This is a genomic window from Kribbella sp. NPDC050281 (assembly GCF_040655855.1).
In the GTDB taxonomy this organism is placed as follows: Bacteria; Actinomycetota; Actinomycetes; order Propionibacteriales; family Kribbellaceae; genus Kribbella.
The window spans coordinates 104,398-119,095 of record NZ_JBFAKS010000022.1; the positions used below are offsets into that span (position 1 = coordinate 104,398).

The 14,698-nt window shown below is 67.8% G+C and carries 15 protein-coding genes; 8 read left to right on the plus strand and 7 right to left on the minus strand.

Going from position 1 to position 14,698, the window contains the following annotated elements:
- Positions 1–33 precede the first annotated feature (33 nt).
- On the minus strand, positions 34–462 hold the full coding sequence (locus AB0I34_RS23855) for a helix-turn-helix domain-containing protein (protein ID WP_360448492.1): 429 nt from the start codon (positions 460–462) through the stop codon (positions 34–36).
- On the opposite strand from AB0I34_RS23855, the gene AB0I34_RS23860 reads away from it, so the two are divergent.
- The gene (locus tag AB0I34_RS23860; RefSeq protein ID WP_360448494.1) at positions 461–1,849 is read left to right on the plus strand and encodes an MFS transporter; all 1,389 of its coding nucleotides are present in this window, start codon (positions 461–463) and stop codon (positions 1,847–1,849) included. The two genes, AB0I34_RS23855 and AB0I34_RS23860, sit on opposite strands and share 2 nt — an antisense overlap.
- 132 nt (positions 1,850–1,981) lie before the next feature.
- Entirely contained in the window at positions 1,982–2,641 is a 660-nt protein-coding gene (locus tag AB0I34_RS23865) for a nitroreductase (RefSeq protein ID WP_360448496.1), read from the plus strand.
- A 48-nt stretch (positions 2,642–2,689) separates the two neighbouring features.
- On the opposite strand, the gene AB0I34_RS23870 is transcribed toward AB0I34_RS23865, so the two are convergent.
- The 3 genes from AB0I34_RS23870 to AB0I34_RS23880 form a co-directional block, all read right to left on the minus strand.
- Complete coding sequence (locus AB0I34_RS23870; RefSeq protein ID WP_360448499.1) at positions 2,690–3,559, minus strand: alpha/beta hydrolase; 870 nt, start codon at positions 3,557–3,559, stop codon at positions 2,690–2,692.
- 209 nt (positions 3,560–3,768) lie between these two features.
- The gene (locus AB0I34_RS23875) at positions 3,769–4,461 is read right to left on the minus strand and encodes a GAF and ANTAR domain-containing protein (protein ID WP_360448501.1); all 693 of its coding nucleotides are present in this window, start codon (positions 4,459–4,461) and stop codon (positions 3,769–3,771) included.
- A 69-nt stretch (positions 4,462–4,530) separates the two neighbouring features.
- Entirely contained in the window at positions 4,531–4,848 is a 318-nt protein-coding gene (locus tag AB0I34_RS23880) for a MerR family transcriptional regulator (protein ID WP_360448503.1), read from the minus strand.
- A 183-nt stretch (positions 4,849–5,031) separates the two neighbouring features.
- On the opposite strand from AB0I34_RS23880, the gene AB0I34_RS23885 reads away from it, so the two are divergent.
- On the plus strand, positions 5,032–5,307 hold the full coding sequence (locus tag AB0I34_RS23885) for an EamA family transporter (protein ID WP_360448505.1): 276 nt from the start codon (positions 5,032–5,034) through the stop codon (positions 5,305–5,307).
- Here AB0I34_RS23885 and AB0I34_RS23890 read toward each other — a convergent pair.
- The gene (locus AB0I34_RS23890) at positions 5,299–6,330 is read right to left on the minus strand and encodes a Ppx/GppA phosphatase family protein (protein ID WP_360448507.1); all 1,032 of its coding nucleotides are present in this window, start codon (positions 6,328–6,330) and stop codon (positions 5,299–5,301) included. The two genes, AB0I34_RS23885 and AB0I34_RS23890, sit on opposite strands and share 9 nt — an antisense overlap.
- 565 nt (positions 6,331–6,895) lie before the next feature.
- Between AB0I34_RS23890 and AB0I34_RS23895 the strand changes: the two genes are divergently transcribed.
- Together AB0I34_RS23895 and AB0I34_RS23900 are read left to right on the plus strand one after the other, a co-directional pair.
- Entirely contained in the window at positions 6,896–7,606 is a 711-nt protein-coding gene (locus AB0I34_RS23895) for an ANTAR domain-containing protein (protein WP_360448510.1), read from the plus strand.
- Entirely contained in the window at positions 7,603–8,304 is a 702-nt protein-coding gene (locus tag AB0I34_RS23900) for a GAF and ANTAR domain-containing protein (protein ID WP_360448513.1), read from the plus strand. The genes AB0I34_RS23895 and AB0I34_RS23900 overlap by 4 nt, the downstream gene beginning before the upstream one ends.
- Before the next feature lie 214 nt (positions 8,305–8,518).
- Here the strand turns inward: AB0I34_RS23900 and AB0I34_RS23905 are convergent, their stop codons facing one another.
- A complete protein-coding gene (locus tag AB0I34_RS23905) occupies positions 8,519–10,885 on the minus strand; it encodes a phosphoketolase family protein (RefSeq protein WP_360448617.1) in 2,367 nt (788 codons plus the stop codon).
- A 2-nt stretch (positions 10,886–10,887) separates the two neighbouring features.
- Positions 10,888–12,684 carry a thiamine pyrophosphate-requiring protein gene (locus AB0I34_RS23910; protein ID WP_360448516.1) on the minus strand — a complete coding sequence of 599 codons (1,797 nt, stop codon included), beginning with the start codon at positions 12,682–12,684 and terminating at the stop codon, positions 10,888–10,890.
- A 121-nt stretch (positions 12,685–12,805) separates the two neighbouring features.
- Between AB0I34_RS23910 and AB0I34_RS23915 the strand changes: the two genes are divergently transcribed.
- Genes AB0I34_RS23915 through AB0I34_RS23925 form a run of 3 tightly spaced genes read left to right on the plus strand, consistent with a single transcriptional unit; the run spans position 12,806 to position 14,524 of the window.
- A complete protein-coding gene (locus AB0I34_RS23915; RefSeq protein WP_360448519.1) occupies positions 12,806–13,294 on the plus strand; it encodes a hypothetical protein in 489 nt (162 codons plus the stop codon).
- Positions 13,258–14,118: a cytochrome P450 gene (locus AB0I34_RS23920; RefSeq protein ID WP_360448522.1), complete on the plus strand. Its 861-nt coding sequence runs from the start codon at positions 13,258–13,260 to the stop codon at positions 14,116–14,118. The genes AB0I34_RS23915 and AB0I34_RS23920 overlap by 37 nt, the downstream gene beginning before the upstream one ends.
- Positions 14,119–14,161: 43 nt before the next feature.
- A complete protein-coding gene (locus AB0I34_RS23925; protein ID WP_360448524.1) occupies positions 14,162–14,524 on the plus strand; it encodes a hypothetical protein in 363 nt (120 codons plus the stop codon).
- Positions 14,525–14,698: the final 174 nt, after the last annotated feature.

Consider the following 14,698-nt stretch of genomic DNA (forward strand, 5'->3'; position numbering starts at 1 on the left):
CCAACCCACCGCGCCAGGCGCGGGCTGCTGAGGTCAGCCCCTGCCTGACAGGGCCACGCGGGCGGCGGCCTGGCGTTCGGCCTCCAGGCGGTCCGCAGTTTCTCGTTCGGCCGCCACTCTCCTGTCGTAGGTAGTGCGAGCGGCCGCGATGGCGATCTGGTGCTCCTCGGTCCAGACGACCAGCGCGCTGATGGTGCTGTGCAGGGTCGCGCCCATCGGGGTCAGCTCGTAGTCCACACGTGGCGGGACGGTGGGATGCACAGTCCGGCTCACCAATCCGTCGCGTTCCAGATGCCGCAGCGTGCGGGTCAGCATGCGCTGGCTGACACCATCGATCGCGCGGCTCAGCTCGCTGAAGCGCAGGCTCCTCTTGTCGAGCAGCGCGATGACCAGAAGCGACGGTTCCCCGGTGCAGAGGGGTTGGACTCCGATGTCGATTTCGGTCAGCGGGCCGGCAGGCATGACGGTGCGCGCATGGGGCGTGTTGCTGGTGTTGTGCGGCGCGATCTTCCTCGAGGGGATCGACGTGGCGATGCTGAACGTGGCGCTGCCGTCGATCCGCGCCGACCTCGGGTTGTCCACCGGGATGCTGAGCGGCGTGGTCAGCGCCTACGTGCTCGGCTACGGCGGGTTCATGTTGCTGGGCGGCCGCGCTGCCGACCTCCTGGGACACCGGCGGGTATTCGTGGGGTGCCTAACTGTCTTCACGCTCTTCTCCGGGCTCGGCGGGTTCGCCACCGAAGGCTGGATGTTGCTGGCCGCGCGGTTCGTCACGGGAGTAGCGGCCGCCTTCATGGCGCCGGCCGGGCTGGCGCTGGTCACCTCCAACTTCCCCGAGGACCGCGCACGCACCAAGGCGCTGGGCGTGTACGCCGGGACCGCGGCGGGCGGGTTCTCGCTCGGGCTGGTCGCCGGCGGCGTGCTCACGTCGTTCGGCTGGCGGTGGGTGTTCTTCGCGCCGGTCATCCTGTCCGCGCTGATCCTGGTGGCGGCGCTGATTCTGTTGCGCGAGTCCGGCGGCAAGCGGGCTCGGGGCGGCTTCGACCTGGCGGGATCGCTGTCCATCACCGGTGCCATGTTGCTGCTGGTGTACGGAGTGGTCCGGCTGGAGCACCCCGGTGACGGGACGTTCCTGACCGTTGCGACGTTCGTCACGGGGCTGGCGCTGCTTGGACTGTTCGTCGCGATCGAGCGGCGGTCGTCGTCGCCGCTGGTGCGGTTGGGCATCCTGCGTAAGGCGTCGCTCGTGCGCGTCAATGTGGCGGCGCTGCTGTTCCTCTTGGCGTTCGCCGGCTTCCAGTTCCTGGCCACCCTGTACTTCCAGGAGGTGCGCGGCTGGAGCACGATGCAGACCGGCCTGGCCATGCTGGTGATCGGAATCGACACGGTCCTCGCGCCGACGCTGACGCCACGCCTGGTCAACCGCTTCGGAAACGTGCGGGTCTTGTTCGGCGGCATCGCGCTCGCGGCGGTCGCGTACGCGCTGTTTCTGCCCGTCGGCATGGACTCGGCATACATCACTATGCTCCCGGCGTTGCTCCTGCTCGGTCTGGCTTTCGCACTGGCGTACGGACCGCTGACCATGGCCGCGACCGAGGGTGTCGATGACGAGGAGCACGGTCTGGCGGGAGGTCTGCTCTACACGGCCACGCAGTTCGGCATGGCGCTCGGACTGTCGGCCGTCACCGCAGTCAGCGTCTCCGCCGGGACCGGCCTGAGCGCGCTGCGGACCGCGCTCGTGGTCCCGCTGGCGGCGGCGCTGCTCGGCGCGCTCGTCATGGCCTTCGGTCTCCGCACCCCGGTCGCCTCCCCCGAACCAGCCGACGAGTCCACACCCGCCACCGTCTGACACCAGGAACGCCGCCGCTACCCTCGCCAGCCGCAAATCGAAGTGCGATCCGGATCACCTATTGCCTCTTGTGCGTGCTGGAGACGGTAGACAAGTGGCAGTCGTTGAGTGAGGGGCCGCGAAGACGTGGATGTGTATGAAGCTGTGGACAGTCGCCGGGCTGTGCGGGCGTTCAGCGATCAGCCGGTATCCAAGAAGATCCTCGAACGAGTGCTGACCGCAGCGACCCGCGCTCCGTCGAGTGGGAACCTCCAGCCGTGGCATGTGTACGTCGTATCTGGTGAGCCCTTGATAGAACTGAAGAGACGCGCGACGGCCAGGGCATTGGCCGCAGATCCGGGTGACGAACGGGAGTACCCGATGTACCCGGCCGAGCTGACCTCGCCGTACCTGGACCGCTTCTCCGCCGCGGCCGCCCAACGGTACAAAGCGCTGGGAATCGAACGCGACGACCCCGACAGGCCCTTGAAGATCGCCGCCCTCAACTCGAAGGCCTTCGGCGCACCGGTCGTACTGTTCTGCTACCTCGACCACACGGCAGGGCCCGGGCAATGGGCGGATGCTGGGATGTACCTCCAGACGGTCATGCTGCTACTGAGGGCCGAAGGATTGCACAGCTGCCCCCAGGTCATGTGGACGATGTACCGCAAGACGGTCAGCCAGACAGTCGGAGCACATGACGGGCTCGTACTGGTCTGCGGTGTCTCGGTGGGATTTGAGAGGGAAGGCGTCCCACCGCTGCGTACCGGGCGCGCAGACCTGACAGAAACAGTGAGCTTCGTCGGACCGTGACCGGCATCTCGCACGCCGACGACAGACCTCTGCGCCAAGGGCGGGTCCTTAGCCGTCGAGCAGCTCGCGCAGCCGGGCCGCGAACGAGTCCGGGTCGCCGGTCTGGCCGTACTCCCCGCCCAGGAAGCCGCCGTGGTCGCTCGGGAATCTCGTCGGCTCGACCCCGAGGGCCTCGGCAACGGCGATCGCGGCGCGTTGCGTGATCAGCCCGTCCGACTCGATGCCGTACGCCAGCACTACGCGGGTCGGAGCAGCTTTGATCGCGCCGTAGTCGGGCTCGTATCCGGTGGTGTTGACGATGTGGCCGTGACCGAGCATCGGATCTTCCCGTGAGCCGTCGTCCTCTGTCGGCAATCCGAACTGGGCCGGGTCTGGAGCCGGCCGATCGGACCAATCGGCGGGGACTTCGCCGGCGTGCATGATCACGCCCAGGAACTTGGCCATCCCTGGACCGAGGCCGTCGTGCTCGTAGGTGTCCTGGACATCGTGCACAGCGGCCAACGCCGTCTCGCGGTCGGGCAACGCCGACACCAGCGGCGGCTCGTGGGCCACAAGGGTGCGAACCACATCAGGATGCGCCGCGACGAAGGCGAGCATGTTCACCGCGCCACCGCTGCTGGCGAACACATCGACGGGGCCAGGACCGACTGCGGCCTCGATCACCCGGTGGATGTCGTCGGCGTGGGTCTCCGGGGTGGGATCTGCATCGGTGGTGAGCTTGCTGCGCTCGCTCTGCCGCGGGTCATAGGTGACCACGGTGCGGTCGGTGAAGAGGCCGGCCAACGTCGTGAACCCGGCGGCTGCCATCGGCGCAGCAACCATGACCAGCGGCGTCTTGTCCCCATCGCTACCGGGCCGGACGTCATAGGTCAGTACGGCGCCCCGTACGTCGATCGTACGGGTCGTTGCCTCAGTCACCTGAATCTCCTTCGCTCGCGATGAGAACGCCGTACGGCGCGAACTCGACTACCTCGGCCCGGATGCACACCGTCCTGCTGAAGTCCTCGAGCAAGGGCGTGTCCCACCGCGCAAGACCTGGCTCACCGGCCGTCGTGACGAAGCCTCCGGAGCCTGTCCGCGCCGCGGCACCACGCTTGGCGGTCGTCAGCGCGTGGCCGCGAGCGCTGTCAGTGAGGCAGTTTGCGGGTCTCGACCAACTGGTGGGCGACGTCGCGCAGTTTCGTGTTGGTGTCTTGGGAGTACCGCCTCAGGACAGCGAACGCCTGATCAGCATCCATGTCGAAGCGTTCCATCAGGATGCCCATTGCCTGTCCGACCAGCTTGCGGGCATCCACAGCCTGAGCCATCGCGACTTCATGCCTGGCCGTGGCGACCGCGATCGAGGCATGCCGGGCCAGGATGTGCGCGATCGCTTCATCGTCGACGGTGAACGCCTTCGACTGGGTGTTGTACAGCGACAGCACGCCTGTTGTCCGGTCGCCGGCCCTCATCGAGACATGCAGCGCACTTCCGATCCCGGCGTCCGCGGCTGCAGACTGCCAGCCGGGCCAGCGGTGGTCGGTGGCGACGTCAGGAACGACGATTGTGTCGCCGGACAACGCGGCAAGCGTCGGCCCCTGACCGGTCTCGATCTCGATCCGGTACAAGGTACCGACGACCGGATCGGTGACCGCCCCGATCTCTGCGCGGCCCCCTCGGACCGCCAGCACGACGCCGGCATGAGTGCAGTTCTCGGCCTGCAACGCGAACCGCACCGCCGTCTCCAGAGTCTCGTCCACTCCTGGGGCGTCGTGTAACTCGATCGCCAACTGCGCGAACGCATCGGCGTCGAACGACTTGGCGGGATCCAACAGGGCCATCTCGGTCTCCAAGCGAAATGTGGTTGCCGTGGGCACCCGGGCGGGCCCAACCCCGCCGATACCGTGGTGCTAGCTCTCGCCCCGCAGCTGTTCGTTCATCCGCAGGGCTTCGGCGAGCTGATCTTCCAAGATGATGATTCGACAGGCCGCCTCGAGGGCCGTGCCCTCGTCGACGAGTTCCCGAGCTCTGGCCGCGAGACGCAACTGGTACCGCGAGTAGCGGCGGTGACCACCCTCGGAACGCTGCGGGACGATCAGCTTCACCTCGTCCAGGCTCCGCAAGAACCCCGGCGTGGTGCCGAGCATCTCCGCTGCCCGACCCATCGTGAAGGCGGGATAGTCGTCATCGTCGAAACTGGCCTGCCCGGTTGCCGGGTCTGAACTCATCGGATCTCCGTGTGCGTGTCCGGGTCATCGAGCCTCCTTGCCGAAGAGCTCCGGGCGTGCGCCCCGGTGCCCAGGGGTGATGGACTGCCACATCCACCGGCCGTGAAGCCGGCAAGGTCGTTATCTACCTACCTCAGCTACGATGTTCTTCTCTGTCAACACCAGGAAGACTACCTCCGCCGAGTGCGAATATCTACCCTAGCCACCATAGATATTGGCCGCAGCCCGCGACAGGCATCACCACACCTGCCGAGCCACGTCGGCGCCGCACTCCTCATGCTCACTCCGGTCGGCGCCCTCGCGCTTGGTGCCCTGGTCCTTGGCGAGCGGCCGACACCGCTCCAACTGCTCGGCTGCGTCCTGATCCTGGCCGGCTCATACTTCGCAACCAGCGCGTCCGACCCCGCGGCTCCCACCAGTGGGTTGATTCGTCCCGGAGTACGTCGTTCCTCAGGTTGACGGGACTGGCATCTTGGTGACGTTGGCCGGCCGCGCGAAGGAGGGCTCGAGCACCTCGACGGGTTGCAGAGAATCCAGTGTGAGGGGCTGCTCCTGGTGCATGACAGTCTCCAGGTGGTGCAGGATGATGCCTTCCCGCAGCGCCCACGGCGACACGTCCAGCGCTGTGATGTCGAGCGTCGTCATCACAGCATGCGCGACGATGGCCCCGGCAACGACCTGCCGGGCGCGAGCCTCGGAGATACCGCGGAGCCGAGCTCGCTCGGCCGCCGGCACCTCCGCCAGCCGGGGGATCCAGGCCGCCACATCGGAGCGACGCAGGCGGCGCCGTACGAACGGCCCGGTCCGTTGCGCCGGAGCACCGGCCAGCCGAGCCAGTTGCTTGAAAGTCTTCGAACTGGCGATCACCCGCTTCGGATCGCCCTCCCACCGGAGCCGGTCCGAGACCTCTCGCAGCGTCGACCGGCTGTGGCGGCGCAGCTCACGCAACTGCCGCTTGCTCGGCGGATCGTCGGGCAAGAACGCCCTGGTCAGCCGGCCCGCGCCCAAGGGAAGCGACACAGCCAGCTCGGGCTGCGCGTCACGACCGAGCGCGATCTCCATCGAGCCACCGCCGATGTCCAGCACCAGCAACCGCCCGGCCGACCAGCCGTACCAGCGCCGGACCGCCAGATACGTCAGCCGAGCCTCGTCCTCGCCCGTCAGGAACCTCGGCTGAATCCCCGCCTCGTCCCGCAACCGCGCCGCGATCTCCGCGCGATTCGAGGCATCACGCACCGCCGACGTCGCGAACGCGAACAGCCGATCCACCTGCAAGGACCGCGCCGCGGCCACCGTGTCGCGAACCGCCTCGATGACCCGGTCGGCACCCTCCGGCGCGATCGACCCGTCCGGCTGAATCGCCTCACCGAGCAGCGTGGCGTGCTTGACCGCATGGGTAGGCAGCGGCGGCGCACCGGGCGACGCCTCAACGACCTGCAGCTGGGCAGAATTCGACCCGACATCCAGAACGCCGATTCTCACGCGACACCCAATGCCCAACCCCGAAACACCGTCTACCGTATGCCGATGTGTACCGGCTCTCAGGCCTCCTCAACCGATTGCCCGGTGCCACCGGCCGGTCACAAGGTGCGAGCGAGGAGCCACCCGGATCGCGCCCGCCGAGACGCGTGCCGAGGTCAGCGCGGAGTTCTACGTCCCCATCTACCTCGGCGTCGCCCTACCGGCCATCGGCATCGGCGTACTCGCGGTCACGACAACGCTGTTCATCGCCGTGGCAACGTTCGCCGCGGTGACCGGCGGCGCGTCCCTCCTCGTCGCCGGCTGGCACCTCAGCCGGAACTGAGCAGGGTTGTTCGCCGGGAGTTACCTCCCGGGGCCGGGTCTGCGGAGGCGTTGGCACACATCCCGGGGCAGACCCGGCCACCTTCCGGAGGAGGTATTTCCCGGTGCCCGTTGGACCCGACAGTGAAACCACCGAGCGCCGCTTCCGGCCCCCGGTGAGTGCGATCGACGGGGGTACCTGCGATGGTTGAGAGTGACGCCCCTCGGGTACAGCAGCGGAGCGACCCTTCTCGGGGTGATGGAGATGAACGATCTGGAGCGTACGACGCTCCTCGCGCGCCTGGCGAGGCAGATCGCCGGGACCGGCGCCGACCAGCCGCTCGAGCGGCGCCTGTGCCGCGCGTACCTGACGATCATGGGTGGGGACGGCGCGGCGATCACCCTGTCTTATACCGACCCCAGCCGAGTCACTTTGTGCACCACCGACGACGTCGCCTCCCGCTTGGAGGATCTCCAAGACGTCCTCGGAGAGGGCCCTGGACCGACCGCCTACCAGACCGAGGCGATCACCTCCGCCGACCTCCGCCAGCGCCCTGGGCGATGGCCGCTGTTCACCGAGGCCGCCCGCGACATCCCGGGCCCGGCCATCCTGTACGCCGTGCCGATGCGTCCGGGTCCGAGCGTGATCGGAGTCCTGACCGTGCATCAGGACGCGGCCGCGGGCCTCCCCGACTATGAGCAGGCACAGTTCCTGGCCGACGCGATCGGCGCGGCGCTGCTCAAGGAATCTCCGTCCTCGGAGTCCCAGCTCCAGTCCGGCCCCTGGTCGACCCGGGCAGAAATCCATCAGGCAACCGGGATGGTGGTGGTACAGCTTCGCGTCGGGCCTGACGACGCCATCGCACTGATGCGATCACACGCCTTCTCCCACAATATCGCCCTGGCCGAGGTGGCCAACCGGATCACCAGCCGCCGATTGCGCTTCTCCGACGGCGCTGAAAGCGAGACCTCATGACTGCCAAGACCGCCTCGCAAGCATTCGTCGATGCCCTCGCGGCCGTCGTACAGGAAGAAGACCTCACCGACACTGTGGCCAATCTTCTGGACAGCTGTGCCGAGCAGACCGGCGCAGCAGCGGTCGGGCTGCTGGTGAAGGACGGGCGCGGCCGGCTGGAGGTGCTGAGCGCCACCTCGCACCAAGTGGCCGAGCTCGAGCTGTACCAGCTGCAGCACGACGCCGGACCGTGCGTCGACGCGGCGCGTGAAGGGACCGCGCTCTCGGCGTACTCCGATGACGACATCACCGAACGCTGGGACACGGTCGGCATAGCGATCGTCGCCGCGGGATATCACGCCGTCCAAGCCGTCCCGTTGCGCTGGCACGGCTTGTTGATCGGTGCGATGAACGCGTTCCACACCAGCCAGGGTTCTCTCGACGACGAGAGCCTCCGGCTGACGCAGGCGTTCGCCGACATCGCGACCGTGGTGATCGTCCACGCGGCCGCGCTGACCAGTTCCGAGCTCGACGAGCGAGTCCAGACGGCTCTCGCCGGACGGACAGTGATCGAGCAGGCCAAGGGAGTCCTGGCCGAGACCACCGGCGCCGACATGGCCACGGCGTACCAGCTCCTCGTCCAACAAGCCCAGCAGAGGCACGCCAGCCTGACCGACGCCGCGATCGAGATCCTCCGAGAGGCCCAAGAACGCCGCTGACGCAGCGCAGCCGGCACTACTCGAGCAGCTGCCGTGCCTGCGCTGCCATGGTCAGGTCCTCACGCGCAGGTACGACGTACGCCTCGACCGGCGATCCAGGTGCCGTGATGACCTGGTCGTCGGCCTCATTGGCCTTGGCGTCCAGCGCGATTCCGAGCCAGTCGAGCCGGCGACAGGACCCGGAGCTTCAGGCTGGACTACCCTGCGTTGACGATCAGGAGGTCCATCGCCACTCACGAACCTCCGGCAGGTCCTCGCCGTACTGGGTGACGTACGCGCGGTGCCGGGTGCGCTGGTCGGCGAAGTACTGCCGGGTTGCCACCGCCCGCGTCCCGAGCGACGGCACCCGGTCGATCACGTCCATGGCCAGGTGGTAGCGGTCGAGATTGTTCAGCACGACCATGTCGAACGGCGTGGTCGTCGTCCCCTCCTCGACGTACCCGCGCACGTGCAGGTTGTCGTGCCCGTGCCGCCGGTAGGTCAACCGATGAATCAGCCACGGATAGCCGTGGTACGCGAAGATCACCGGCTTGTCCGTCGTGAACAACGCGTCGAACTCCACGTCCGGCAACCCGTGCGGATGCTCGGCCGCGTCCTGCAGCCGCATCAGATCGACCACATTCACCACCCGGATCCGCAACTCCGGCAGGTGCTCGCGCAACAGGCTGACCGCGGCGAGGGTCTCCATCGTCGGTACGTCGCCCGCACAGGCCATCACGACGTCCGGATCACCGTGGTCGTTGCTGGCGAAGTCCCACACGCCGACCCCCCGCGCGCAGTGCAGGGCGGCCGACGCCCAGTCCAGCCAGTTGGGCTGCGGTTGCTTGCCTGCGACAACGACGTTGATGTAGTTCCGGGTCCGCAGGCAGTGGTCCATCGTGGACAGCAAGGTGTTCGTGTCCGGCGGCAGGTAGACCCGGACGACCTCCGCCTTCTTGTTCACCACGTGGTCGATGAACCCGGGGTCCTGGTGCGAGAAGCCGTTGTGGTCCTGCCGCCACACATGCGAGGTGAGCAGGTAGTTCAGCGACGGGACCGGCCGGCGCCAGTCGAGCCGATTGATCGTCTTCAGCCACTTCGCGTGCTGGTTCACCATCGAGTCGACGATGTGCACGAAGGCTTCGTACGACGAGAACACGCCATGGCGGCCGGTCAGCAGGTACCCCTCCAGCCAGCCCTGGCAGGTGTGCTCACTGAGGATCTCGAACACCCGCCCGTCCGGAGCAAGGTGCCGATCGGTGTCCCGCCGGCCCGCCAGCCACGCCTTGTCCGTCACGTCGTAGACCGCGTTCAGCCGATTCGACTCGGTCTCGTCCGGTCCGAAGAGGCGCAGATTGTCGGCATTCCGATCGAAGACATCCCGCAGGAACGCACCGAACACCTTCGTCGGCTCGCCGTCCTCCGCGCCCGGCGCCTTCACCGCTACGGCGTACTCATCGACCTGCGGCAGCTCCAGATCCCGGGTCAGCAACCCACCGTTGGCGTGTGGCGACGACCCCATCCGCAGCTGCGGTCCGGGCGCGAGCTCGAGCAAACCGTCAACCGGCCGGCCCGTATCGTCGAACAGCTCCTCCGGCCGGTAGCTGCGTAACCACGACTCCAACTGCCGCAGGTGTTCCTCGTTCGTCCGTACGCCGGACAACGGGACCTGATGTGAACGCCAGGTGTCCTCGACCGGCTCACCGTCGACCGTCCGCGGACCCGTCCAGCCCTTCGGGGTCCGCAGTACGATCATCGGCCACGCGGCCCGGTCCACCGGCTCGGCCGCCGTCCGCGCCTCGCGCTGGATCTCGTCGATCCGATCCATGCAACTGTCGAGCGCCGCCGCCATCGCCTGATGCACCGACGCCGGGTCGGAGCCCTCGACGAAGTACGGCTCGTGACCGTACCCCCGTAGCAGGGCCGTCAGTTCCTCCGCGCCGATCCGTGCCAGCAGCGCCGGGTTGGCGATCTTGTAGCCGTTCAGGTGCAGGATCGGCAGCACAGCGCCGTCCCGCGCCGGGTTGAGGAACTTGTTCGAGTGCCACGACGCCGCCAGCGGCCCGGTCTCCGCCTCGCCGTCCCCGATCACACACGCCACCACGAGATCCGGGTTGTCCGCGGCAGCGCCGTACGCGTGACTCAGCGAGTAGCCGAGCTCGCCGCCCTCGTTGATCGACCCCGGTACATCGGCCGCCACGTGGCTGGGGACGCCGCCGGGGAACGAGAACTGCTTGAACAGCCGGGTCATCCCGTGCTCGTCCCGCGTGGTCGTCGGGTACGCCGCCGTCCAACTCCCCTCGAGCCACGTGTTGGCAACGATCGCCGGACCGCCATGACCAGGCCCGATCACCGACATCATCTGACGTTCCCGCTGCCGGATCACCCGGTTCAGGTGCGTGTAGATCAGGTTGAGGCCGGGCGTCGTACCCCAGTGCCCGAGCAGCCGCGGCTTGATGTGCTCCGGCCGCAGTGGCTCCCGGAGCAACGGGTTCGCCAGCAGGTAGATCTGGCCGACCGAGAGGTAGTTGGCCGCTCGCCAGTAGGCGTCGAGGCCCTCCAACTCCTCGTCGCTCAACGGACGGACGTCGACCTCTGGCATCGTCACGAATCTCCTCCTCGACCGGGCAGGAACTCCTGGACCTTGGATTTCACGCCTTCCTTGATCACGTCGACGCGGTCGGAGTCGCCGCGGACGATCGACTCCAGGGCCTTCTCCAGCTGATCCCAGGTGGCGTGCGGCGGGATCGGCGGTACGGCGGGATCGGTCAAGAACTCGACCACACACGGCCGGTCCGCGGCCAGCGCCTCCTCCCACGCCGGCGCGACCTCGTCGGGCTTGGCCGCCAGGACCCCGGCCAGGCCGAGGCTGCGCGCGTACGCGGCGTATGGGAAGTCCGGCAGTTCCTGCGACGGCAGGAACTGCGGCGAACCGCCCATCGCCCGCAGCTCCCAGGTCACCTGGTTGAGGTCGTTGTTGTGCAGGACCGCGACGATCAGCCGGGGATCGTCCCAGTCATGCCAGTACTTCGCGATCGTGATCAGCTCGTTGATGCCGTTCATCTGCATCGCGCCGTCCCCGACCAGCGCGATACACGGCCGCCCGAGCCGACCGAACTTGGCACCGATCACATACGGCACGCCCGGTCCCATCGTCGCCAGCGTCCCTGACAGCGATCCACGCATATCATCACGGAAGCGAAGGTGACGCGCGTACCAGTTCGCGACCGAGCCCGAGTCGGCCGCCACGATCGCGTCCTCGGGCAAGCGGGGTGACAGCTCGTGGAAGACCAGCTCGGGATTGATCGGGTCCGCCGAGGTGTGCGCTCGGCGCTCCATCACCTGCCACCAGCGGTCGACCTTGCTCTCGATGTCCTCGCGCCAGAACCGGTCGTCCTTGCGCTCGAGCAGCGGGATCAGCCGGCGCAGCGTCTCGGCCGCATCACCGACCAGGTTCACCTCGAACGGGTAGCGCAGCCCGACCATCGTCGGGTCGACGTCGATCTGCACCGCACGCGCCGCGCCGTACTCCGGCAGGAACTGGCTGTACGGGAAGTTGGAGCCCACCACCAGCAACGTGTCGCACCCGGTCATCAATTCGTACGACGGCCGCGTGCCGAGCAACCCGATCGACCCGGTCACCCACGGCAGCTCGTCGGACAGCACATCCTTGCCGAGCAACGCCTTCGCCACACCTGCACCGAGGAGATCGGCGACGGTGGTGACTTCCTCGCAGGCCCCGCGTGCGCCCTGGCCGACGAGGACCGCGACCTTCTCCCCCGCGTTCAGCAGGTCCGCCGCCCGGCGCAGGTCGCCCTCGCCCGGCACCGGCGCCGCCCAGGTCAGATCGAGACTCGACGGGACCATCTTGAACCCGTGCGACGGTCCGACGTACTCGAGCTCCTGCACGTCCGCCGGCACGACCAGCGCCGTGACGGTACGCCGGGACGCCGCGATCCGGATCGCCCGATCCAGAACGTTCGGCAGCTGCTCGGGGACCATCACCGTCTCGCAGTAGTCGGAGGCCACGTCCTTGAAGAGTGTGTGCAGGTCGACCTCCTGCTGATAACTGCCACCCATCGCGCTGCGGGCGGTCTGTCCCACGATCGCCACCACCGGCACGTGATCCAGCTTGGCGTCGTACAGGCCGTTCAGCAGATGGATCGCACCCGGACCACTGGTCGCCGTACACACGCCCACGCGGCCGGTGAACTTCGCGTACCCGACCGCCTCGAACGCCGACATCTCCTCGTGCCGCGCCTGCACGAACCTGGGCTCGTCACCGCCTCGTTCCCAGGCCGACAAGAGTCCGTTGATCCCGTCACCGGCGTACCCGAAGACATGATCGACTCCCCAGTCCCGCAGCCGTTGCAGCATCACATCGGCGACCGTGCTCGTCATCGTGCCGCTTCCCTTCTGTTGGCTCGGTCCCGCCCGGTGCCCGGTGCGCCGCACTTCATTCAGCATGCGCAACGGAGGCCGGGGCACACCGGCGCAGGTAACCCGGCGTTTGCCTCCACCGATGCCGGGACACCGGTCGGCCATGGTGATCCCGCTACCGACGGCCTCGATCCTGGACACCGGCCTGGCCGTGCAGGACGTCCTGCTGCCTGTGGTGGCCGAAGGCGTGATCCTCCGGCGACCGCGGCTGACCCACCTCGCCGAGCGCCTGCACGTCGACGACCGCGCGCTGCGCCGCGTCCGACGCTTGCGTGACCGGTACGGCGACAGCCCGGTGCTGCTCCGGCTGCCGGGCCGGACGGTGGCCCTGGTAACCGCACCCGAGGATGTCCGCCGGCTGCTCGACGAGACACCCGAGCCGTTCTCCGCCGCCACCGCCGAGAAGGTCGGGGCACTCCGCCACTTCCAGCCACACGCCGTGCTCGTCACCGATCCCCCGCTGCGGACTCTCCGCCGCGAGCTCAACGAACACGCACTCGACACCCACCAGCCGTGCATCGGCACGGCCGTCAGATGCTCGGTGTCGTTCGCGAGGAGCTCGACTCCCTGACCGGGACCGTCGGCTGGAACGACTTCCGGGACGTCTGGTCACGCGTCGTACGACGGATCGTGCTCGGCGACGCCGCCCGCGACGACACCGAAGTCACCGCACACCTCGACAATCTCCGCGGCGACGCGAACTGGGCCGAGTTCCGTCCCCGGCGGGGCGCCGTACGCCGGGAGTTCACCCGAGACCTCGAACGGTACGTCGACAAGCGCGAGCCAGGATCACTGGTCGAACTGTTGCCACCAGCAGCCGATGCGTCAGGTCAGGTACCGCACTGGCTGTTCGCCTTCGACGCGGCCGGGATCGCGCTGTGGCGGCTGTTCGCCGTACTCGCGACCCGCCAGGCAATCCGGGAACGGATCGCCACCGAAGCCAAGCACCCCGAGTCCTCGCCACTGCTGTCCGAGGCCGGGGCCGCTGTCCAGGAGTCACTGCGGCTCTGGCCGACCACTCTCGTCATACTGCGGGAGTCGCGAACAGACACCGAATGGAGCGGGCGCTGGGCTCCGGCCGGCACCGAGTTCGCGATCGTGAGTTCGGTGTTCCACCGCGACAGTCAGGCACTGGACTTCGCGGACCGGTTCGAACCGGACGCCTGGCTCGACGGCCGGACCGACGGCGACTGGCCGATCATCCCGTTCAGCGCGGGGCCGGCAACGTGTCCCGGGCAGAACGTCGTACTGCTCACCACCAGTGCCGCCGTCAGCCACGTGGCCGAACACTACGAGCTCGATGCCGACCCTGATACCCGCAGCAGACTCGCCGGGCCGATGCCCACGACCTTCGACCACACCCGCATCCGGATCGGATTCTGGAGGAACTCATGAGCGAACCGCCCCGCCGAGGTCGGCGATCCACCACCGTAAGGAGATGACGACTATGACGGTGAAGCTGAACAAGATCGCGTTCGACCACGCGAAGAGCCTGATCGGGAAGTCGCAGACCGTTCGGGACGAGCGAGACGACTGGAGCGAGCACGCACCGACCGCCAAGCAGGAGAACTCGTACCTCGACAAGCACGGATGGAGCGAATACGGCCAGTGGCATCTCGGAGTCGACACCGAGATGGGTGACGAGACCAAGGGCCACTACAAGTTCCCGTACGGCGACTTCCACCGCGTGCACCGCTGCGGCCTCATCAGCGCCGAATCCCGCGCCGCCCAGAACCACTACGACGACATCACCGAAGCGATCGCGGAACTCCATGAACTCCTCGACGGCGACCACGCCTGACAAAACCACCGCCCTTGTCCGCCGAGCTGATCCCCCGCCGCTCGCGCTCCGGGCCTACGTCGGCCCAACCGGCAAATCCACCAGCGTGAGGTGCCGCGGCTGGGGTGTGTAATCGTTATCCAGCGTCTGGTCGTTCGAGCGCGGAACAGTCTTACGCTGAATGTGGTCGCCTTC

What these genes read in the sequence shown, in the direction of transcription:
- AB0I34_RS23910 (WP_360448516.1), bottom strand. Translation starts at nt 12,684, where the DNA reads ATGACGAGCACGGTCGCCGATGTGATGCTGCAACGGCTGCGGGACTGG.
- AB0I34_RS23855 (WP_360448492.1), bottom strand. Translation starts at nt 462, where the DNA reads ATGCCTGCCGGCCCGCTGACCGAAATCGACATCGGAGTCCAACCCCTC.
- AB0I34_RS23905 (WP_360448617.1), bottom strand. Translation starts at nt 10,885, where the DNA reads ATGCCAGAGGTCGACGTCCGTCCGTTGAGCGACGAGGAGTTGGAGGGC.
- AB0I34_RS23915 (WP_360448519.1), top strand. Translation starts at nt 12,806, where the DNA reads ATGCCGGGACACCGGTCGGCCATGGTGATCCCGCTACCGACGGCCTCG.
- AB0I34_RS23880 (WP_360448503.1), bottom strand. Translation starts at nt 4,848, where the DNA reads ATGAGTTCAGACCCGGCAACCGGGCAGGCCAGTTTCGACGATGACGAC.
- AB0I34_RS23920 (WP_360448522.1), top strand. Translation starts at nt 13,258, where the DNA reads ATGCTCGGTGTCGTTCGCGAGGAGCTCGACTCCCTGACCGGGACCGTC.
- AB0I34_RS23900 (WP_360448513.1), top strand. Translation starts at nt 7,603, where the DNA reads ATGACTGCCAAGACCGCCTCGCAAGCATTCGTCGATGCCCTCGCGGCC.
- AB0I34_RS23895 (WP_360448510.1), top strand. Translation starts at nt 6,896, where the DNA reads ATGAACGATCTGGAGCGTACGACGCTCCTCGCGCGCCTGGCGAGGCAG.
- AB0I34_RS23875 (WP_360448501.1), bottom strand. Translation starts at nt 4,461, where the DNA reads ATGGCCCTGTTGGATCCCGCCAAGTCGTTCGACGCCGATGCGTTCGCG.
- AB0I34_RS23925 (WP_360448524.1), top strand. Translation starts at nt 14,162, where the DNA reads ATGACGACTATGACGGTGAAGCTGAACAAGATCGCGTTCGACCACGCG.
- AB0I34_RS23860 (WP_360448494.1), top strand. Translation starts at nt 461, where the DNA reads ATGACGGTGCGCGCATGGGGCGTGTTGCTGGTGTTGTGCGGCGCGATC.